At 50.3% G+C, this 21,729-nt stretch carries 14 protein-coding genes and 1 pseudogene; all 15 read left to right on the top strand.

Translation table 11 applies throughout. The features are described 5' to 3' along the window. Positions 1-117 precede the first annotated feature (117 nt). The 15 genes and pseudogenes from ACE3MQ_RS15820 to ACE3MQ_RS15750 all read left to right on the top strand — a co-directional run bounded on the left by ACE3MQ_RS15820 (position 118) and on the right by ACE3MQ_RS15750 (position 21,353). Positions 118-1,296: a galactokinase gene (locus tag ACE3MQ_RS15820; RefSeq protein WP_379394585.1), complete on the top strand. Its 1,179-nt coding sequence runs from the start codon at positions 118-120 to the stop codon at positions 1,294-1,296. A 1-nt stretch (position 1,297) separates the two neighbouring features. Next, on the top strand, positions 1,298-2,290 hold the full coding sequence (galE, locus tag ACE3MQ_RS15815) for a UDP-glucose 4-epimerase GalE (protein ID WP_379394316.1): 993 nt from the start codon (positions 1,298-1,300) through the stop codon (positions 2,288-2,290). Continuing rightward, a complete protein-coding gene (locus tag ACE3MQ_RS15810) occupies positions 2,274-3,878 on the top strand; it encodes a UDP-glucose--hexose-1-phosphate uridylyltransferase (RefSeq protein WP_379394314.1) in 1,605 nt (534 codons plus the stop codon). The genes galE and ACE3MQ_RS15810 overlap by 17 nt, the downstream gene beginning before the upstream one ends. 288 nt (positions 3,879-4,166) lie before the next feature. Continuing rightward, entirely contained in the window at positions 4,167-5,330 is a 1,164-nt protein-coding gene (locus ACE3MQ_RS15805; RefSeq protein WP_379394312.1) for an iron-containing alcohol dehydrogenase, read from the top strand. Positions 5,331-5,581: 251 nt separating this feature from the next. Next, a complete protein-coding gene (locus ACE3MQ_RS15800) occupies positions 5,582-6,124 on the top strand; it encodes a protease (RefSeq protein WP_379394311.1) in 543 nt (180 codons plus the stop codon). Further along, positions 6,125-7,735 (top strand): flotillin family protein, encoded by a 1,611-nt coding sequence (locus ACE3MQ_RS15795; protein ID WP_379394310.1) that lies wholly within the window; start codon positions 6,125-6,127, stop codon positions 7,733-7,735. 167 nt (positions 7,736-7,902) lie between these two features. Next, positions 7,903-8,745: a glucose PTS transporter transcription antiterminator GlcT gene (gene glcT, locus ACE3MQ_RS15790; RefSeq protein WP_379394308.1), complete on the top strand. Its 843-nt coding sequence runs from the start codon at positions 7,903-7,905 to the stop codon at positions 8,743-8,745. 247 nt (positions 8,746-8,992) lie between these two features. Beyond that, positions 8,993-9,844, top strand: a pseudogene (locus tag ACE3MQ_RS15785) (glucose PTS transporter subunit IIA); the annotation flags it as partial. Positions 9,845-9,922: 78 nt separating this feature from the next. Then, complete coding sequence (locus ACE3MQ_RS15780) at positions 9,923-10,198, top strand: HPr family phosphocarrier protein (protein WP_379394306.1); 276 nt, start codon at positions 9,923-9,925, stop codon at positions 10,196-10,198. Continuing rightward, positions 10,191-11,906 carry a phosphoenolpyruvate--protein phosphotransferase gene (gene ptsP / locus ACE3MQ_RS15775; protein ID WP_379394304.1) on the top strand — a complete coding sequence of 572 codons (1,716 nt, stop codon included), beginning with the start codon at positions 10,191-10,193 and terminating at the stop codon, positions 11,904-11,906. The genes ACE3MQ_RS15780 and ptsP overlap by 8 nt, the downstream gene beginning before the upstream one ends. Positions 11,907-12,102: 196 nt before the next feature. Then, entirely contained in the window at positions 12,103-12,744 is a 642-nt protein-coding gene (locus tag ACE3MQ_RS15770) for a 50S ribosomal protein L25 (RefSeq protein ID WP_379394302.1), read from the top strand. A 213-nt stretch (positions 12,745-12,957) separates the two neighbouring features. After that, positions 12,958-13,677, top strand: a complete 720-nt coding sequence (locus tag ACE3MQ_RS15765; protein WP_379394300.1) for a DsbA family protein — start codon at positions 12,958-12,960, stop codon at positions 13,675-13,677. Between the two features lie 2 nt (positions 13,678-13,679). Then, positions 13,680-14,120 (top strand): disulfide oxidoreductase, encoded by a 441-nt coding sequence (locus tag ACE3MQ_RS15760; protein ID WP_379394298.1) that lies wholly within the window; start codon positions 13,680-13,682, stop codon positions 14,118-14,120. A gap of 155 nt (positions 14,121-14,275) precedes the next feature. After that, the gene (locus ACE3MQ_RS15755) at positions 14,276-15,136 is read left to right on the top strand and encodes a hypothetical protein (protein WP_379394296.1); all 861 of its coding nucleotides are present in this window, start codon (positions 14,276-14,278) and stop codon (positions 15,134-15,136) included. Between the two features lie 166 nt (positions 15,137-15,302). Further along, the gene (locus tag ACE3MQ_RS15750) at positions 15,303-21,353 is read left to right on the top strand and encodes a WIAG-tail domain (protein ID WP_379394294.1); all 6,051 of its coding nucleotides are present in this window, start codon (positions 15,303-15,305) and stop codon (positions 21,351-21,353) included. Positions 21,354-21,729 lie beyond the last annotated feature (376 nt).

Genomic DNA, 21,729 nt, shown 5'->3' with positions numbered 1-21,729 from the left:
TACTTGGGAAGGTCATATTTATCCATACAAACCTCGCATACATACATTATCAAAACGACGAGAAATCTTTATACTGATAGCAAGAAACGAATATTCCATGAAGATGGGGTGTACATGTTGAAGAAACAGGAAATGGAGCAATTGTTCCTATCTCGTTATGGGAGCGCTCAAGAGAACATATTCATATTTAATGCGCCGGGCCGAGTGAATCTCATCGGCGAGCATATCGATTATAATGGAGGTTACGTTCTGCCGGCAGCGCTGGAATTCGGAACAACGCTGGCGATTCGCCGCCGTTCCGATCGCAAAGTCACCTTTGCATCGGCTAACTTTCCGTATGCCGCAGAATATGAGATCTCTGAATTAGGGCAATCCAAAACAGGCGAATGGGTCGATTATCCGAGCGGGGTAATTTCAGAGCTTGGCAAGCTTGGCATAACGCTGACAAGCGGCTATGATCTGCTGTTCCATGGAGAGATTCCAAATGGAGCAGGACTGTCCTCCTCCGCTTCAATTGAAGTCGTTACTGCATATGCGCTGCTGACGATGGAGGGTAAGGAGACGGATAAGGTGGAAATCGCACGCCTGTCCCAGCGTGCTGAAAATCAATATGTCGGCGTAAACAGCGGCATCATGGATCAATTCGCCGTAGCCAACGGTGCCAAGGATCATGCGATATTGCTGATGTGCGACACGCTTGAATATGAGCTCGTTCCGTTCCGCACGGGAGCTTACAAGCTCGTAATCGGCAATACGAACAAGCGCAGAGGGCTGGTCGATTCCAAATACAATGAGCGCCGCTCGCAATGTGATAAAGCGCTCAGCCTGCTGCAGGCCCGCGAGCCGGGTCTGGAATATTTGGCTCACCTGAAGCCGGAGCGCTTGGCGCAATTGGAGACGATTTTTACGGATCAGGTGCTGCTTGACCGCGCCAAGCATGTCGTACTGGAGAACGCTCGTGTATTAGAGTCCGTAGAAGCGTTGAAAAACAACAATTTGCAGCATTTCGGCGGGCTGATGAATGCGTCGCACGACTCTCTGCGGGATTTGTATGAAGTGAGCTGCGATGAACTGGATGTGATGGTGGAGGAAGCTCGGCAAATCGAGGGAACTCTCGGCTCGCGGATGACCGGAGCTGGGTTTGGCGGCTGTACGGTTTCTCTCGTGCATGAAGATTCCGTAGAGGCATTTGTCAAGCAGGTAGGCGAGGCTTATCAACGTCGTACGGGGCTAGAGGCCGAATTTTATGTTTGCGGAGTAGGGCATGGAGTACATCAAATGAAGGAGGAGAAATAAGATGGCTATATTGGTTACTGGAGGAGCCGGTTATATCGGATCCCACACGGTGGCGGAATTGCTGGATCGGGGGAAGGAAGTCGTTGTCCTCGACAATCTGCAGTCGGGACATCGCGAAGCACTGCTGGGCGGCAAGCTGTATGAAGGGGATTTGCGCGACAAGGCGCTGCTGGCTAAGCTGTTTGCCGAGAATGAGATTGAAGCGGTCATTCACTTTGCTGCCAACTCGCTGGTCGGAGAGAGCATGCAGAAGCCTGTGAAATATTATGACAACAACGTATACGGCACACTCTGCCTGCTTGAGGCGATGGATGCAGCGAATGTTCGGCGTATTGTCTTTTCCTCTACGGCAGCGACTTATGGGGAGCCTGAAAAGGTTCCGATCGAGGAAAGCGACCTCACCTGCCCGACGAACGTATATGGAGAAACGAAGCTGACGATGGAGCGGATGATTGATTGGTTCGATAAGGTGCTCGGCATCAAATACGTATCACTGCGTTACTTCAACGCGGCGGGCGCGCACGAGAGCGGACGGATCGGAGAAGATCACAGACCGGAGAGTCATCTTATTCCGCTGATTTTGCAAACCGCACTCGGACAACGGCCTTCGATTTCCGTCTTCGGTGATGATTACAATACCCCGGACGGCACATGCATCCGCGACTATATTCATGTCAGCGATTTGGCGGATGCTCATCTGCTGGCGGTAGAGCACTTGATCGCTGGCGGGGAGAGCAACATCTTCAACCTGGGGAATGGACAAGGGTTCTCGGTCAAGGAAGTGATTGAACAGGTGCGCGAAGTAACCAGCCGCGATTTCCCGGTTGTGATAAGTCCAAGACGCGAAGGAGACCCTGGGGTACTGATCGCTTCCTCGGATAAAGCGAGATCCATTCTGAAATGGCAGCCTTCCAGAAGCAGCCTGGATCATATTATTCGGAGCGCATGGGCTTGGCATAGCGCACATCCGGGCGGTTATGACGATTTCAAGTAAGGAGGGATTGCAAGTGGCAGCTAAAGGGAGAACTAAGCAAGAGGCACAGCAGGCGATAGAGCGGCTGCTGCACTACGGGCGTGAGCATAAATTGTTTGATGGCTGGGATATGGATTATACGCGCAATCGCTTGTTGGAGCTGTTTGCACTGGATGAGCCATGGACGTCAGAATTGAAAGAGCCTTTGGCCAGCGAGCTTCGCGAGCCGTTGGATATTTTGATCGATTACGGCTTTGCGATCGGTCTTATTCCAGATGATTCCGATACGTATCGCGATCTGCTTGACGCTAGAATTATGGGCCAATTGCTGCCCCGTCCATCCGAGACGATAGCGGAGTTCAAGCAGACCGCCCGCGCGGCAGGGATCGAGGCGGCGACTCGTGATTTCTACAAGCTGGCTGTAGACAGCAACTATATTCGCATGGATCGGGTCGCGAATAATATTTATTGGAATCAGGCTACGCCTTACGGCGAGATGGAGATTACGATCAATTTGTCGAAGCCGGAGAAGAGTCCGAAGGAGATCGCGATGGCGAAGCTGCTGCCTCCTCCGGTATATCCGAAATGCCAGCTATGCCGGGAGAACGTCGGCTATGCTGGGCGGGTAAACCATCCGGCAAGGCAGAATTTACGGGTCATTCCGCTTGAGCTGAACGACGAGCCATGGTTATTCCAGTACTCTCCTTACGTGTACTACAACGAGCATTGCATTGTCTTCCATCATGATCATGTTCCGATGAAGCTGACGCGGGATACCTTTAAGCGACTGCTGGATTTCACGGCAGAGTTCCCGCATTATTTCATCGGCTCCAACGCGGATTTGCCGATCGTCGGCGGATCGATTCTGACTCATGATCATTTCCAGGGCGGCAGGCATACGTTTCCGTTGGAGAAGGCTCCGGCCGAAGCGACGTTCCGGCATGAAGCGTTCGAGGGCGTGACGGTTTCCATCGTGAAATGGCCGATGACCGTGCTGCGTCTGAACAGCCATCAACCGGACGTGCTGCTTAACGCCGCCGATGATTTGTACGAGAAATGGAAAAGCTACAGCGATGCGACAGCCGAGGTGCTGGCGTTCACCGAAGAGGACGGGCAGCCTGTTCCGCATAACACGGTAACGCCGATCGTGCGCCGCGGCGCGGACGGCAGCTATGAAATGGATATCGTGCTGCGCAATAACCGGACGAATGAACAGTATCCGGAGGGGATTTTTCATCCGCACCGCGAAATGCACCATATTAAGAAGGAAAACATCGGCTTGATCGAAGTGATGGGGCTGGCCATTCTACCTGGACGGCTGAAGGAGGAGCTTGCTCGCATCGCTGAAATCCTAAGCGGGAACAAGGGATTGTACGAAGAGGTTCTCGCAGGCTCTGAGGATGCGCTTGCCGTTCATGCCGAATGGATTCGGGAGCTTGTTGCCGAGCATGGACAAGGTCTGAGCCAGGAAGAAGCCGAGGCGCTGCTTCGCAATGAGGTCGGGCTGAAATTCTCCGCGATCCTGGAGCATGCCGGCGTATTCAAGACGACGCCGTCCGGGCGTGAAGCCTTCCGCAGATTTGTTGCCTCCGCAGGGTACCAAGAGTAAAAATAGGCCGGGCTGAGTAAGCTTCAGCGATAATGCTATAGATGATTTATAACAAGACTGCTTCTCTTATTTCTGAGGAGTAGTCTTTTTTATAAATACCGTAAGGTTTACATTCGGAACCAATGCACCTCGTGCAGTTTACCATAACCAAGCGGATTGTTTCCTTTTAGCAAGGAGAGTATAATTTTAAGGGCAGTACATAATGTAAGGGGATTATCCGAACTATCTGATCCATGCCATGTATGGAACCATGACTAAGAAACTAAGGAAAACAGGGAGGCATGTTGCATGAACTCTTTTCAATTCCATAATCCGACCAGACTGATTTTTGGTAAAGGGCAAGTCGCGGCTTTGAAGACGGAGGTTCCTAAATACGGCAGCAAAGTATTGCTGGTGTACGGTGGGGGCAGCATTAAGCGGAACGGTCTCTATGATCAGGTTATTGCTCGACTAAAGGAAATCGAAGCCGAGGTGACGGAGCTGCCGGGCGTTGAGCCTAATCCTCGCTTGTCGACCGTTCACCGCGGGGTAGATTTGTGCAAGACGAATAATATTGAGCTGATTCTTGCGGTAGGCGGAGGCAGTGTTCTGGATTGTGCCAAAGCGATTGCTGCGGGCGCTAAATATGATGGAGACATGTGGGATTTTGCCGAGCATAAGGCGGTTCCCAAGGCTGCGCTTCCGCTCGGGACGGTGTTGACGATGGCGGCTACCGGATCGGAGATGAACGGCAGCTCGGTCATTTCGAACGAAGCGACCGAGGAGAAGCTGGGATGGGGCAGTCCACTCGTATATCCGGCCTTTTCGATTCTTGATCCGGAGAACACGCTAACCTTGCCGAGAGATCAAACCGTTTACGGGATCGTCGATATTATGTCGCATGTGTTCGAGCACTATTTTCACAAGGAGACCAATACTTTATTGCAGGATGAGTTTTGCGAGTCTCTTCTCCGCACGGTCATCGAGACGGCGCCTAAGCTGATTGAGAATCTGGAGAGCTTTGAGCACCGGGAGACGATCCTTCTCTGCGGTACGATGGCTTTGAACGGTGTACTGAATATGGGCCTGTCCGGGGATTGGGCGACCCACAACATCGAGCATGCGGTATCTGCCGTGTACGATATTCCGCATGGGGGCGGCCTAGCTATCTTGTTCCCGAGCTGGATGAGCCATAACTTGCACCATGACGTGGCCCGCTTCAAACGCTTGGCCGTAAAGGTCTTCCAGGTCGATCCGAGCGGAAAGAGCGATCAGCAGGTGGCCGAGGAAGGAATTGCAGCGCTGCGAGCTTTCTGGAGCTCGATCGGTGCGCCGAGCCGGCTTGCGGATTACGACATCGATGATAGCAAGCTTAAGCTTATGGCCGATAAGGCGATGCGGTTTGGAGCCTTTGGCCATTTTGCGAAGCTGGAAAAAGAGGACGTTTTGGCCATTTACCGTCGTTCGCTGTAACACGAGACTCGGAACATAGCCGTGTAGCGCGTATAATCTAATACAACAACCAACAAGCCGAGTAAGGAGAAACGTACGTTTTCCTTATTCGGCTTTTTTAATTTCCACTGGGCCGGTTACATCTGCATTAAGGGTGGATGGTTGATTCAATGACAGGCTCGATTTTCAATGATGTACTAAATGAGCGAAACGAAACCGCTTCTTATTACGTAATAATAAATATATACACATCCAGGAAGGAGGGACGGCGAATGGAGGCCATGTTCTGGAGCTGTTTGCTTGGCGGAGCCGTATTTGCGCTGTTAAGCGTCATTGTGGGAGATATTATTGGCAGTTGGCTGGACGGCATATTCGATATTTTGGCGATTGATTTCTTAAAGCCCATTATCTTGGCATCCGCAGTAACTACGTTTGGCGGAGCTGGCGTATTGCTGGTTCGTTATACGCATCTTGGTTCTACAGTTGTCATTCTATTATCGATTCTTATTGCTCTGTTGACGTCGATTATCATTTACTTTGCCTATGTAAAACCGATGGAAAACAGCGAGAACTCGACAGGCTTCTCTGCAGCCGAACTTCCGGGCAAGCTGGGTGAAGTGACCGTGCCGATTCCAGCGTCGGGCTTCGGTGAAATTATGGTCAATATTGTTGCTGGAAATACGCTACATATTGCATCCAGTTGGGACAACACGGAAATTCCTGTAGGCACGCTCGTCGTCGTCATCGATTCTAAAGACGGCGTCGTGCAGGTATCCAGGCTTTATGAGAATGAACAAGAAAAGGAGTTGGTGTGATTGTTTGAAAGTGTTCCTGATTTTCTCTTGATTCCGATTATTATTATAGCTGTGATCGTTGTGCTTGGCCTGGCATTCTGGGCTCGATATAAGACGGTGAGTCCGGATGAGGCGATGATCGTTACGGGTTCTTTTTTAGGCAGCAAAAATATTTCAGATGATGAAACGGGCCGTAAAATTAAAATCGTCCGCGGCGGCGGGGCGTTCATTTGGCCTATTTTTCAAAAAGCGGAGTTCATGTCACTGCTGTCCCATAAGCTGGACGTCATGACGCCAGAGGTATATACCGAGCAAGGCGTGCCGGTATCGGCCGACGGGGTGGCCATTATCAAGGTAGGCAGCTCTGTAGAGGACGTGGCAACAGCAGCCGAGCAATTCATGGGCAAGCCGATTGAATCCCTTAAAGGAGAAGCCCAGGAAGTTCTGGAGGGCCATCTTCGCTCGATTCTCGGATCGATGACCGTTGAGGAAGTATATCGTAACCGGGATAAGTTTGCCCAGGAGGTACAAGGTGTTGCTGCCCGTGATTTAAAGAAGATGGGGCTGCAAATCGTCTCCTTCACAATCAAGGACGTACGCGATAAGCACGGCTACCTTGAGGCGCTAGGTAAACCGCGTATTGCCGCTGTAAAACGGGATGCCGAGATCGCTGAAGCCGAAGCGGTGCGGGATTCGCGAATTCAAAAGGCATTAGCCGAGGAATCCGGCCAGAAGGCGGAGCTGCTGCGCGATACGAATATCGCCGAGGCTTCCAAGGAGAAGGAGCTGAAGGTCGCCTCCTTTAAGAAGGAGCAGGATACGGCAAAGGCAGAAGCCGACCAAGCCTATCATATCCAGGAAGCGCGTGCGAAGCAGACGATGGTGGAAGAGCAAATGAAGGTAGAGCTCGTGCGCAAAGAGCGAGAGATCGATCTGCAGGACAAAGAAATTATGGTACGCCAGAAGCAGTATGATGCCGAGGTGAAGAAGAAGGCCGACGCCGATCGTTATGCGGTAGAGCAAGCGGCCGAAGCGGAGAAGGCTCGTAAAATGCGGGAGGCTGATGCTGTGCAATATTCCATCGAGACGCAAGCAAAAGCTTCTGCAGAGCAGAAACGTCTCGAAGGTTTGGCTATAGCGGATGCCGAGCGGGCTAAAGGTACAGCCGACGCGGAGATTATACGGCTGCGGGGGCTGGCAGAAGCCGAAGCGAAGGAGAAGCTGGCTGAGGCGTTCCAGAAATTCGGCGAGGCTGCGATTCTTGATATCGTGGTTAAAATGCTTCCGGATCTCGCGGAGAAGATCGCTGGCCCGTTGTCATCCATCGACAAACTGACCGTCGTGGACACCGGCAAAGGGGAAGGCGCAGCCCGAGTGAGCAATTATGTTACCGAGCTTATGGCTACAGCGCCCGAAATGCTGAAAAGCGTATCCGGTATAGAGCTCGATCGTTTAATTAAAGGCTTGACCCAAGGTAAAGCCCTGCCGCCAGTACCTGCGCAGGCTCCAGCCGCATCGGCTTCAGCATCAGCCCAGGTCGGGGCTTCCGGTACAGCTTCTCCATCGTCAGGGGCAGCGATCAAGCCGTCCGTCATTCAGGAGAGCGCCGCTTCCTCGGAGCAGAATTCATAAGTGGATAAAATGGATGCGTCTGACAAGTAAGAGCAATACTTGTAACTCGTGTATAAGTTACGTTATAAAGCGTCCCGTCGAGAGGCGAGGCGCTTTTATATTGCACCAAACTATGGTAAAATTTAATATTCGTAAGCAAGGAATTTGTAGGCAAGTGAGGTGCAATTGTGAGCAGGCTGCATGTAGCCAAAGCGCTAAACAACAATGTGATCATTGCGAATCATCCTGAACATGGCGAGGTTGTTGTCATTGGCAAAGGCATCGGCTTCAACCGCAGACAAGGAGATTCGATTCCCCTGGATGCGGTGGAGAAGATGTTCATTCTGACGAACCAGCAGGAGCAGGAGCAGTATAAGCAGCTCGTTCCCCAAGTCGACGAAAATTTAATCGAAGTGATCGGGGAAATCATTATGTATATATCCCAAAAGACCAACACGAAACTGAATGAACATATTCACATTGCATTGACGGATCACCTTTCGTTTGCAATGAAACGGGCGGAGCAGGATATTGCAATCCATAACCCTTTTTTGTTCGAAACGAGGGAAATATATCCTACGGAGTACGAACTGGCTGAATACGCCATCGAGCTTATTCACGAGAAACTAGGCGTGGATCTGGGTCAGGACGAAATTGGCTTTATCGCTCTCCACATTAACAGCGCGATGACGAATCGGCATGTCAGCGAGGTGCGGGAGCACACGCAATTGATTGCGGATCTAGTCCATGTGGTGGAGGATGAACTGGAGCTAAAAATTCTGCGCCATTCCTTGGATTATTCTCGTCTGCTGACGCATTTAAGATTTGCCATCGAAAGGATACGTCGCGGCGATAAAGTCGCCGTAGTAGAGAAGCTGGAAGCTCTGCTGAGTCAGGAATACCCGGTGCTATATCAGCTGGCCGGGAAATTGACGAAGATGATGGAAGAGAGACTGCAAAAGCCGGTCTATCAGGCAGAGATCAGTTACTTAACTATGCATTTGCATCGTATAACGGTTCATCATAACTGATAAAGCAATGCGAGGAAGCTTGACACAGATTCGAGCTTCTTGCTATACTCAGTTTATTAAACAACAGTAGCATACGACAATGTGTAACTGATTCGATCAGGCATGAGTTGATTAAAGTACTTTGATTGCATTTCCATAATGCGGGGTATTATAACCGTAGGAGAGACGTGCAATTAGTTCTTTTATTAGCTCATGCCTTTTTCTGTTGCTGGACACTAGAGAGAGTTATGGGAGGATGGAAATGAAATTGCAGACGTCAGGCCGTGAGGATGAATCCTCTAAAGGGGCGGGCGGAGTTGAGAAAAGGCAAGCCGAGCAGGAGGAGCTGCCGCATCACATTCTTGCCGCACTGGGCGGGCGGGCTAACATTGTTCATCTGGATGCTTGCATAACCAGGCTTCGCGCCGAAGTGAAGGAAAAAGCAGATGTGGACAAAAACCGGCTCATAGCGCTTGGCGCTCTTGGAGTTTTTGAAGTTGGCAACAACATTCAAGCCATATTTGGCACAAGATCTGATACGATTAAGACCCAAATTGGCGATATAATGAGTGGTAAGACGCCAGCAATATCGCCTGCTTCGGCGACGGAGAAGCCTGCTGTGGTTGAACAGCAAGCCGCCCAGGAGGGCATAGCGATCATCGAAGAGGATATCGTGATGCCGGCTAGCGGCGAATTAATGGATATCACTAAAGTTCCAGATCCGGTGTTCTCTGAAAAAATGACGGGCGACGGGTTTGCGGTACTGCCTCAGGAGGGAACGATTTGCTCTCCGGTAAATGGTAAAGTATTCAATATGTTCCCCAGCAAGCATGCGATCGGCATCTTATCCGACGGGGGCAAGGAAGTATTGGTGCATATCGGAGTCAACACGGTGAAGCTGAGAGGACAAGGCTTCAAAGTGCTTGTCCAGGAAGGCGATTTGGTAGCTGCAGGGCAGCCGATCATGGAAGTGGATATCGCTTATGTGAAGGAGAATGCTAAATCCTTGATTTCACCGATTGTTTTCTCCAATCTTCCGAAAGGCGCTGCGGTAGAACTGAACAAGGCAGGATCACTGCAAGCTGGAGAAGGTAATATTGTTACGATAGTTAAGGGCTAGGGTTACAGGTTCCTCATCACTCGAGGTGGGGGATTTCTATATAAATTAAATTTAAGCAGAAAGCGAGATGTTCTAATTATGGAAAAAGTATTCAGAATTACGGATGAAGATGGTATTCATGCACGTCCAGCCACAGCGTTGGTAAATACAGCGAACAAATTTGCCGGGGCTGAAGTATTTGCGGAAGCAAACGACAAGAAAGTAACATTGAAGTCCATTCTTGGCGTACTATCCCTGGGTCTTGAGCAAGGGGATCTCATTAAGCTGACTGTTGAAGGAGACAATGCCGCAGAAGCACTTCAAGCACTCACTGACGTAATGGTCAAAGAAGGGTTAGGCGAAGTGAATGCTTAATATTAAAGGAATTGCTGCATCGGCAGGTGTAGCGATTGCTCCGGTATTCAAGCTGGAGCATCCTGATTATTCGGTAAAGCACCGGGAGATCGAGGACCCTGCGGCTGAGAATGCTCGCCTGGATGAAGCTTTATCGAAATCACAGCAGGAGCTAGAGGCGATAAAAGCCCGCACGCTTCAGGAACTGGGAGAGAAGAAAGCAGAGATTTTCGAATCGCACTTGCTGATTCTGAACGATCCTGAGCTGCTCACTCCTGTACGAGATAAAATCAATACGGAGAAGGTCAGCGCGGAATATGCGCTCAATGAAACGGCACAGCAGTTCATCTCCATGTTTGAAAATATGAAAAGCGCCTATCTTCGCGAACGTGCGGCTGATATGAAGGACGTAACGAAGCGCGTGCTGACTCATTTGCTGGGATTGAACTATGTGAATCCCGCTGAGATCAGCGAGGAGGTTATCGTGGTAGCGGAGGATCTCACGCCTTCGGATACGGCGCAGCTTAACCGCAAGTATGTGAAAGGGTTTACCACGAACATCGGCGGGCGCACCTCCCACTCGGCAATCATGGCCCGTTCTTTGGAAATCCCCGCTGTTGTCGGAACGAAAGACGTGCTAAGCCAAGTGAATAATGGCGATCTGCTTATCGTGGATGGTCTCGACGGAGTCGTCATTATCAATCCATCCGAAGAGGTGGTAGGGCAATATACCGCCAAGCGCGATGCGCATTTGCGGCAAATCGAAGAGTGGAAGAAGCTCCGTGAGGTTCCGACAGTATCCCGTGATGGGGTACACGTGGAGCTGGCTGCCAATATCGGAACGCCAAACGATGTTGCAGGCGTCCTGGATAACGGCGGTGAAGGCGTTGGATTGTACCGCACCGAATTCCTTTATATGGGGCGGACTGAGCTTCCTTCAGAGGAAGTACAGTTTAATGCATACAAAACGGTGCTTGAGAAAATGGAAGGCAAGCCCGTAGTGGTAAGGACGCTAGATATCGGCGGCGACAAGGAGCTGCCTTATCTGGATCTGCCGAAGGAAATGAATCCATTCCTCGGTTTTCGGGCAGTACGTCTCTGTCTGGAGCGGACGGATATTTTCCGTACGCAGCTTCGCGCTTTGCTGCGGGCCAGCACATACGGGAATTTGCGCATCATGTTCCCGATGATTGCTACGCTGGATGAATTCCGTCAAGCGAAAGCGCTGCTGCTGGAAGAGAAGGACAAACTCGTATCCGAAGGGGTCGCCGTATCGGAAGAGATCCAGATCGGCATCATGGTGGAAATTCCCGCTACGGCTGTATTGGCTGATCAGTTTGCTAAAGAGGTTGACTTCTTTAGCATTGGCACGAATGATCTCATTCAATATACGATGGCTGCCGACCGGATGAACGAGCGTGTTTCGTACTTGTACCAGCCATATAATCCAGCTATTTTGCGCTTGGTGAAGATGGTCATCGACGCGGCTCATAAGGAAGGGCGCTGGGCGGGGATGTGCGGAGAGATGGCGGGAGATGCTACGGCTATTCCGCTGCTGCTCGGACTCGGACTGGATGAGTTCAGTATGAGCGCTACGTCGATCCTGCCTGCTCGTTCGCAAATCGCCAAGCTTTCCAAAAGCGAAATGCAGGAGCTGGCAGCAAAAGCGCTCCAGCTAAGCACGGCTGAGGAAGTTGTGGAACTGGTAAAGGGTATTGAGCTGTCATAATGTTATTGTGGCTTAGGTTTAAGTGTTTTGTTTTCAACTTTTCCAACAGATTTGGGTTTCTCTATGGCCGGCGCGGAATGCGCCGGTTTTTTTTGCAGTTAAGGCTTATTTGCGGGAACGTTAGGATTCGTGCAGATTTGGGTAAAATAACAATGTGGCTTTAGCCAAGGCACTACATTGAGGAGGGTGTTACGTTATGACCGCGAGTACGAATCAACAGACCCAGTACTTAGATGTCTCGAAAAGAACGGAGTTTACCCGTGCATCACTAAACCAATTAAGAAAAAGCGGGCACATCCCGGCTAATGTGTACGGAGGGGGAACGGAGGCCCAGGCCATTTACGTAGAGGAGAAGCAGCTTGCCAAAGTGGCTCGAACGGGACGCACCGAGTTTTTTGATTTGCGGATTGAGGGGGATCAAAGCGTCCCGGTTTTAATAAAAGAGATTCAACAGCGTGGCGGCAAGGTCATTCATGTCGATTTCCAAAAGGTTTCGAAAAATAAACCGATCCGCGTAAAGGTACCGCTGCTGTATAACGGGACGGCAGAAGGAACGAAGGTCGGCGGCATTTTGCAAATTCAAGCGACAGAGCTTGAGATTGAAGGCTTGCCGGATGATCTGCCGAGTGGTCTGGAAGTAGATGTGACGTCTCTGGGAACCGGAGATAAGCTGGTCGCAGCGGACATCCGGCTGCCTAAGGGGATTACGCTGATCGGATTAGAGGATGAACTGCTGGCTTCTATCGTAATGCCGCGCTTGGCGGAGGCCGAGAATGAAGCGGACGTCGATCCTGCTGCGGAGCCGGAAGCTGCTGAGACTGCGGAGGAAAAAGAATAATTTTACGGGTTAAGAAAAGGCGGTCTTCGGGCCGTCTTTTTTGCATGTCCGAAGTTATATGATCCACTCTATTCATCGGTCAATATTTTAGTATAATATATTCTCCATATGTATTATAATTCCATTTATAGATCATATAAAACATTCCTTTGTAACTAGGTTAGTTACTACTGTATAATGTGATTATCCAAATTTAAAGAAAGAGGGGATGACATGCCGCCGAAAAAAAAGAGTAATGCGTTGGCGCAGCGCAAGTCAGAACAAATGAAGCAGAAGCAGCAACAGAAGACAAGACGAATTATTTGGTTTTCCACGGTTGGGGTATTACTGGCGCTTTGCATTATCGTACTAGCGATCCCGACGAAACCCTCTGACCAATCGGAGGCGTTTGATTATGCAAGCCTTCCGGTGCTCGGAGATCCGAATGCTCCAGTTAAGATCGTGGAATTCGGAGACTATAAGTGCCCGGCATGCAGCATCTTCAATGAGCTCGTGAAGCCGCAGATCCAGAGCGATTTTATAGATCAGGGCAAGGCGGCCTTCTATTTCATGAACTATCCGTTTATTGATGATGATTCAGATACGGCTGCTTTGGCAGCGCAGGCTGTATATCACCAAAGCAACGAAGCGTTCTGGAGCTATTTTGACGCCTTATACAAAAATCAAGGGATCGAGAGCGAGCAGTGGGCGACCGTCGACTTTTTGGTAGAGCTGGCTGAGAAGGAAAATATTGGCATCGATTATGAGCTGCTTCGCAAGGATATCGAGGAGAAGACGTACCAGAAAGAAGTGGACGAGCATAGAAACAAAGCCAACCAGCTAAGAGTTCAGGGAACACCATCGATATTCATCAATGGCAAGTCGTTTAACGGTAATTTTGGAGACTACGCCGAAATTAAGAAGCTCATCGAAAACGAGTTGAAGGGTGAATAAGGATGAAGCAAGGATCGGTGCGTTCTTTTTTTAGAGATTATGGCATCTATCTCGCTTGGCTTGTATCAATGGTAGCTACTGCCGGAAGCTTGTACTTAAGTGAAGTGCTATATTACGAGCCTTGCAAGCTCTGTTGGTTTCAGCGCATTTTTATGTATCCGCTAGTATTTCTGCTCGGTATGGCGGCGTTTCGCAACGACCGCAGGATTCTTGTGTATGCAATCCCGCTCAGCATCATCGGAGGATCGATCTCCACCTATCATTACGCTCAGCAAAAAATTCCCGGCCTGGCGCAGCTATTGCCGTGCAAGGTAGGGATACCGTGCAATATTGATTACTTGAATTGGTGGGGGGTTGTGACGATTCCTTTTATGGCCCTAATCGCATTTATATTGATCACTGTATGTCTGTTCCTTGCTAGAGATTCGTCAAATCAGGAATAATTCGCAGGATGCCCTCAGCCGTTCGTAATGGCTGAGGGCATTTTTGCGTCGAGTGTATGGAGCGAAGCGCTTATCGGTTGGCTGCTGCTGCGTTCGGGTAATGGATAATGCAACATTTCGAGAGCATGAATCGTTATTGTTAATGGAGGTGCATCATGAACAAGAGCAGAGTAATGGTGACGTTATTTGCAGCAGTATTGCTTACATTGTCTTTGTCGCTGACAGCCTGCAGCAAAAAAGATCCAGGAACACCAGCAAATCCGAGCAATGGAAACAGCCAGATACAGGATGAAGCAAATCCTCCTGATCAGGCTGCAGAAGAGGAAACCAAACAGGGGACGGGCCAGTTTGTAGGTTTGATTGATAATCACTCGGTAGAAATAGAAGTTAATGGCGAACCGACGGTATTCCAAATGGATGCGGCGATATCGACCATAGCTGAGGGATTGGCTCTGAATGAAACGGTTGAGTTTGAATATGTTGAGAAGGCCATCGAAGGGAAGCAGCTGCTCCTCACCAAATTGGTGAAGGCTTCACAATCGGATTCGGCAGCTAAGCTACCACCTACCAAACAACTGGAGGTAGAGCTTGAAGGAATGAAGGAAGAACGGAGTGCCAATCTTGCTGAGGGAAAAGGTTACGCGCTCTATGTGTTCGATATTTTTAACTTTGATTCCCAGACGGATACTTTGAGCATGAATTATGATCCAAATTACAAAGTGAAGATTACTAAGCTTCCTGCCGGCTATAATAAGGATCAGCTATTGCTGGAAGCGAAGGAGCAGCTATCGAAGACAGGTAAGGCCGAGGAAGTAGACAGTGAGGTCTTGCACAAGTTCATGCCCGGCACCTCGGTGTTTCTGGAAGCGAACGGAGATGATCTGACCCAGCAATATATTGTTAAAGATATCGACGGGCAAGGATATATTTTCGAATTGAACATTCCGCATGGAGAACCTACGGAAGGTTTCGTACCCTTAGCTTATGCTTCCTTAAATTCTATCGTAGCAAAATAACCGAATTCTGCTTATAACCTTAGCGAGAGTGATCTTGCTAAGGTTTTATATTTTTATCAGGCATATGGGTCTGAGCCGACATCTTAGAGAAGCTGTTGTGACAAGTGCCTAGCCGTTCGCATATGATGCCAAAGACGATTAATTACTGGGCAAAGGAGAGAACGGCTTGAAGAAGAAGAAAACCCTGAGAACCGGTAGAACGAAAAAGTCACCCTACTTTGTGGATAATCCCGATATTGATGAGCTAAAGATGCTGGAGGATGACAGGCGCGAACGACGAGCCGGTCCGAAAGAAATCAAAATCCACCAATCAATCGCACCTGTAATATCTCCTGAAGAAGATGAAGTGGAGACATGGGATGCTTTTTCGGAGGAGTCGGAGAGCGTTGAGTTGAAGGAGCAGGAAGCAATTACGGTAGACCCCGTAGTCGAAGATGAGCAGCCGCTTCCGGCAGTTAATTTGGAGGCACATTTGGCGGAGAAAAAGACACCGCTAGCAAGCGAAGGGATCGTCTATACGAATGATTTGACGGATGCTGCCGTTACAGGGGCAAAAATTGCCCCGTATACGATTGATGCCTCGAAAATCAAGTATGGAACGATTGGTACTGCTTGGTTAGCGGATTACGCCGTACAAGGCATCAAGATTGCGGATGGGGCCATAACCTCCTCCAAAATCGCCGCAGAGTCGATTACGGGCGAGCATTTGGTAGATGGATCTATTGAGGGAAAATTGATCAGAAACCGTTCGATTAGCGGAGAGAAGCTCCAGGATGGAAGCATTACCTCGGAAAAGCTGGCGGACAGTATTATCGGAGCTGATAAGCTGGCAAATCATTCGATTCAGAGCCGTCACTTGAGCGATTGGATCGTGACAACGGATTTGCTGCAGGATCAGGCTGTGACCTCGGATAAAATATTGAGCGGAAGTATTCAAACGATTAATTTGGCCAACGGAGTCATCGATAATTCCAAGCTAGCCGAGCAAGCGGTAACCTCGTCGAAGCTGCGAGACGGCTGCGTCACGTCGTCTAAAATTCAGGACGGCATTATTGAAAGCCGTCATTTGGCGGAGAATGCAATTACTGTACGCAACCTGGCCCCTGGTTTGGTCGGCAAAGAACAGCTGGCGAGCCCGAGTGTGGGGGCGAATCATCTGGAGAACAATATTATCGCTTCACAGCATATCGAGGAGAATGCTGTCCAGTCCAAGCATATTTCACCAGAATCAATCGATCGGATTCACATCAAGGCTAGCAGCATTGGGGAAGAGCATATCGCCGCAGGAGAAATTAAGGGAAGGCATCTTGCTGAACGCAGCATTCTTTCGACGAAACTAGCGGATCAATCAGTAGGTACCGCGCAAATCATTGAGCAGGCGGTAACTTCGTCCAAAATTGCCGATCAAAGCATTCTGCCGCAGAAAATTGCCGATGAATCCGTGCTGGCGAGACATATTTCACCCGGCTCTGTTCAAAAAACACAGCTTGCCTTCGGTGCAGTTACCGCCCGGCATATTGCAGCCGATTCCGTGCAGGGCGAGCATATAGCATCCCATACGATCGACGAATGGCATATTGCGGAAGATGCCGTGACCGGAGCCAAAATTGGCAATGGAGAAATTTCAGAGCGGCATATTGCCGAGGAATCCATTTCAACTTCCCAGCTTCAGGACGGTTCAGTGACAAGTGAGAAGCTCCGTGATAAAAGTGTAACTGGAAATAAAATCGCGGATGGAGCCGTAACAGGTTCGGCCATTGGTACTGAAGCCATCAACTCCCGTCATCTTGCTCCCGGTCTAATTCATACCCCCCATCTAGCTCAAAGCAGTGTCGGAGGGGATCAGCTGCAAGCTGGTTCGATAGAGGAAGAGCATATTAGTCAAGGAGCTGTATTCTCCCATCATTTGCAGGATCATGCGGTTACCTCGCTGAAGTTGTCACCTGAAAGCGTCACAAGCGATAAAATTAATGATTTGGCAGTAACAGCTTCCAAGCTTGCGGAAGGAAGCGTGGTCTCTTCCAAGATCGCCCCTGCCTCGATCCTTCCACGGCATCTATCTAAAGGAGCCGTTCAAAGTGATTTATTGGCAGAAGGGGCGGTATTGTCCGAGCATTTAGCCACTGAATCCGTTACAGATAGGCATTTAGGCACGGGCATACTAAAATCCCACCATTTAGCGGACGGCTCAGTATCGGAACGGGTGCTTGAGGACGGCTCGGTGTCGGCTGCCAAGCTAAGAGAGGGAGCGGTTCAACCGACTCATTTAACGAAGGGAATTATCGAAGGGCAGCATATTGGCGACGAGGTTGTGGAGTCGCGGCATCTAAAACCTTATGTTATTACAGCCGCTCATTTAGCTCCGGAATTGTGCCGTGACGGCTTGCTTCCCGAAGACGGGGTGAGCGGGAATAACTTGAAATCCGATTCCATTCATCGAGATCATTTGCAGCCAGGATCTGTTGATGAGGTTGTGCTGAAGCCCGGTGCTGTTGGTTCCCAGCATATTCAGCCGCAATCCGTACAACGCCATCATATGAGCGTGGAATCCATCACTAGTGAACATCTGAACAACAGTATTGTGGAGTCCCGCCATTTATCCGAAGGTGCTGTGAACGGACAGCATATGGTTGAAGAAGCGATCGATTCACGTCATATTCGGCTGCAGGCGGTGCAGTTCGGGCATTTGTCTGCTGAATTGCAGCGGGAAGGGCTGCTGCCGAAGAGCGGCATTGCCGGAGCCGACATAACCCCGGGAGCCATCGAGCGCATCCATTTGCAGGCGGGAGTGATCAACGGGGAATTACTGCAAGGAGAGTCCGTCGGCTCCTCCCATTTGCAGTCAGGCTCTGTACAGAGTCATCATTTGGCGCATCCATCCATCCAAAGCGGTCATCTGGCAAACGGAGCAGTGGAGGCTCAGCATTTGTCCGAGGGAAGCGTAGAAGGAAAGCATATCGCTGAAGCATCGCTGGCATCCCGACATTTTCAGTCCCATGCGGTGCAGGCAGAGCATTTATCCGCTGATCTGCAGCGGGAAGGATTGCTGCCAGAGAGAGGGATTATCGGCAGTGATATAGTGCCTGGCTCCATCAGCCGGGTTCATCTTCAGGAGGGATCGGTAGATAGTGATGTGCTGCAAAGGGAATCGGTAGGCTCCTCTAAATTGAAGCCGCGGTCGATACAGCGCCATCATCTGAGCGATGAATCGATCATTAGCCAACACTTATCGGAGGCTGCTGTTCAATCCCACCATCTAACTAAGGGAAGTGTAGAGGGAGAACATATCGCTGAGGCTTCCCTTGATTCCCGTCATATTCGGCCTCTTTCGGTTCAGGTGGAGCATTTGTCGGCTGACTTGCAGCGGGGGGGACTGCTGCCGGAGAGAGGGATTATTGGAAGCGATGTGGTATCTGGCTCGATTAGCCGCACGCATTTGCAGACCGGTGCTGTAGATGCGGACGTATTGCAGGGGGAAGCTGTCGGCCCATCCCATTTACAGGCCGGAGCGGTGCAAAGCCATCATTTGCTCGCTGAATCGATCCAAAGCCATCATCTTACTTCAGGCATCGTGGAATCCCGCCATCTGTCCGAGGGAATCGTAAACGGCAGCCATGTCGCAGAGGGGACGCTTGATTCCCGACATATCCAACCTCAGGCGGTACAACTGGAGCATTTATCAGCCGGGCTGCGGGAACAAGGCCTCCTGCCCGAGAAAGGGATTCAGGGGAGTGATCTGGCAGCGGCCTCTATCGGACGTACGCATATGCAGGCGGGTTCGGTAGATGGGGAAGTGCTGCAAGGGGAGTCCGTTGGTTCCTCGCATTTAAAGGCCGGAGCGGTGCAAAGCCGCCATTTGGCGGATGAATCGATCCAGAGCCAGCATTTGACGGCAGGCATCGTGGGATCGGAGCATTTATCCGAGGGAAGTGTGGACGGAAAGCATATTGCCGATGCCTCCCTTGACTCTTGTCACATCCGTTCCCAAGCAGTAGAGGTGAAGCATTTATCCATCGATCTGCAGCGGAATGGTTTACTTCCGGAGAGAGGGATAATTGGAAGCGATCTGGTAGATGGTTCGATTAGCCGCACACATTTGCAGGCAGGGGCGGTAGACGCGGATGTATTGCAGGGAGAAGCCGTCGGCTCGTCACATATTGAGGCTGGTGCGGTGCAGAGCTATCATCTGTCGGATGAATCGATCCAAAGCCATCATCTATGCCCAGACATCGTGGAATCGCGCCATCTGTCCGAGGACAGCGTAGCTGGTAATCACCTAGCCGAAGCTTCGATTGAAGCGCGGCATATCCAGCCCCAAGCCGTACAGTTGGCGCATTTATCAGCCGAGCTACAACGGGAGGGACTGCTGCCTGAAGGTGGTGTAAGCGGAACTGATTTAGCTCCAAATTCGGTAAACCGAGCTCACTTGCAGGCCGGTGCAGTAGATGGAACCGTCCTGCAAGGAGAATCTGTAAATTCATCGCATTTACAGGCCGGGACGGTGCAGAGCTCTCACCTGTCGGATGAATCGATCCAGAGCCAGCATTTGACGTCAGGCATCGTGGAATCGCGCCATCTGTCCGAGGATAGTGTGGCTGGTAATCACCTAGCCGAAGCCTCGATTGAAACACGGCATATCCAGCCGCAAGCTGTTCAATTGACGCATTTATCAGCCGAGCTACAACGGGAGGGACTACTGCCTAAGGGCGGTGTAAGCGGAACTGATCTGGCTCCGAATTCAATAAACCGAGCTCATTTGCAGGCTGGTGCGGTAGATGGAGCTGTCCTGCAAGGAGAATCCATTGACTCATCCCATATAGAGGCTGGTGCGGTGCAGAGCTATCATCTGTCGGATGAATCGATCCAAAGCCATCATTTGACACCAGGCATAATAGAATCGAACCATCTGTCTGAGGATAGCGTAGCTGGAAGTCACCTAGCTGAAGCCTCGATTGAAAAGCGGCATATCCAGCCCCAAGCCGTGCAGTTGGCGCATTTATCAGCCGAGCTACAACGGGAGGGACTTCTGCCTGAGGGCGGCGTGAGCGGAAGCGATTTGGCTGCCGGTTCGATTAGCCGTACACATTTGCAGGCCGGTGCGGTAGATAGAGATGTATTGCAGGCTGAAGCCGTAGGCTCATCGCATTTGCAGGCTCGTTCAGTGCAGAGCTCCCATCTGTCGGATGAATCGATCCAAAGCCAGCATTTGACGTCAGGCATCGTGGAATCCCGCCATCTATCCGAGGAGAGCGTAGCTGGTAATCATCTAGCCGAGGCCTCGATTGAAACGCGGCATATCCAGCCGCAAGCCGTACAGCTGACGCATTTATCAGCCGAGCTACAACGGGAGGGACTGCTGCCTAAGGATGGTGTGAGTGGGACTGATTTGGCTCCGAATTCAATAAACCGAGCTCACTTGCAAGCAGGGGTGGTAGATTCGGATGTATTACAGGGAGAATCTGTAGGTTCACAGCATTTACAGGCTAGTTCAGTGCAGAGCTCTCATCTGTCGGATGAATCGATCCAAAGCCAGCATTTGACGTCAGGCATCGTGGAATCCCGCCATCTGTCCGAGGATAGCGTAGCTGGTAATCACCTAGCCGAAGCCTCGATTGAAGCGCGGCATATCCAGCCGCAAGCCGTACAGCTGACGCATTTATCAGCCGAGCTACAACGGGAAGGGCTGCTGCCTGAAGGCGGCGTGAGCGGAAGCGGCTTGGCCGCCGGTTCGATTAGCCGCACTCATTTGCAGGCAGGGGCGGTAGATTCGGATGTATTACAGGGAGAATCTGTAGGTTCACAGCATTTACAGGCTGGTTCAGTGCAGAGCTCTCACCTGTCGGATGAATCGATCCAAAGCCAGCATTTGACAGCAGGTTCAGTCCATGGTCAGCATATTAAGCCAGGCGCTGTGCAACTGGATCACCTGGCAGTGACACCTACGTTGTCTATCCATGGTCAGCCAACGATACAACAGTTTGGGATGGCAGCTTTTCTACTCCAGGATCATGAAGAATCGACGGAAGTGATGGTTTTATTCGAAGAGTCATTTGCCCACGCCCATTATGTGATTGTGGCCATGTCCAATAATCCCGGATATTATGCTACATTAAAGTCACAATCGCCTGAGTCCGCAATCCTTGAAATTTCAAGACTGAAGGGCGGCTCTAAAAATTATGGATTCATAACATGGATTGCCGTCGGCGGCATAAATTAATGAGCTGAAATAGAAGAAATGCAGCTCAGTTGGGCAAAGCAAAGCTCAATTATATATTGAATTAGCGGGGAGTGGTCGCTAGTATAGGCGACTGCTCCTTTTGCGTGAATAAAGGAAGTGAGCTTCTTGACGGCTACAGCAGCAGTTCATCTGCTCAATCCATTACGATAAATGGTCAGCCAGCGGTTCATGATCGGCCTTTAGAGGAAGTCCTGCTGAATGAGGGGAGCCCCGTTAGCAGGTATTCAAATCAACGGCAGAGAAGTAAGGAAGAGCTTGGAATAGTTAATATATCGTATTTATAGCCAATTGTAGGAGATGGAGCAGGATTGCTTTGCTGTTTTTACGATTAGAGTGAAATAGAAAAATAACATAG

The sequence above is a fragment of the Paenibacillus lentus genome, assembly GCF_042714055.1.
Lineage (GTDB): Bacteria > Bacillota > Bacilli > Paenibacillales > Paenibacillaceae > Fontibacillus > Fontibacillus lentus_A.
This window is presented reverse-complemented; position numbering and strand designations above follow the sequence as displayed.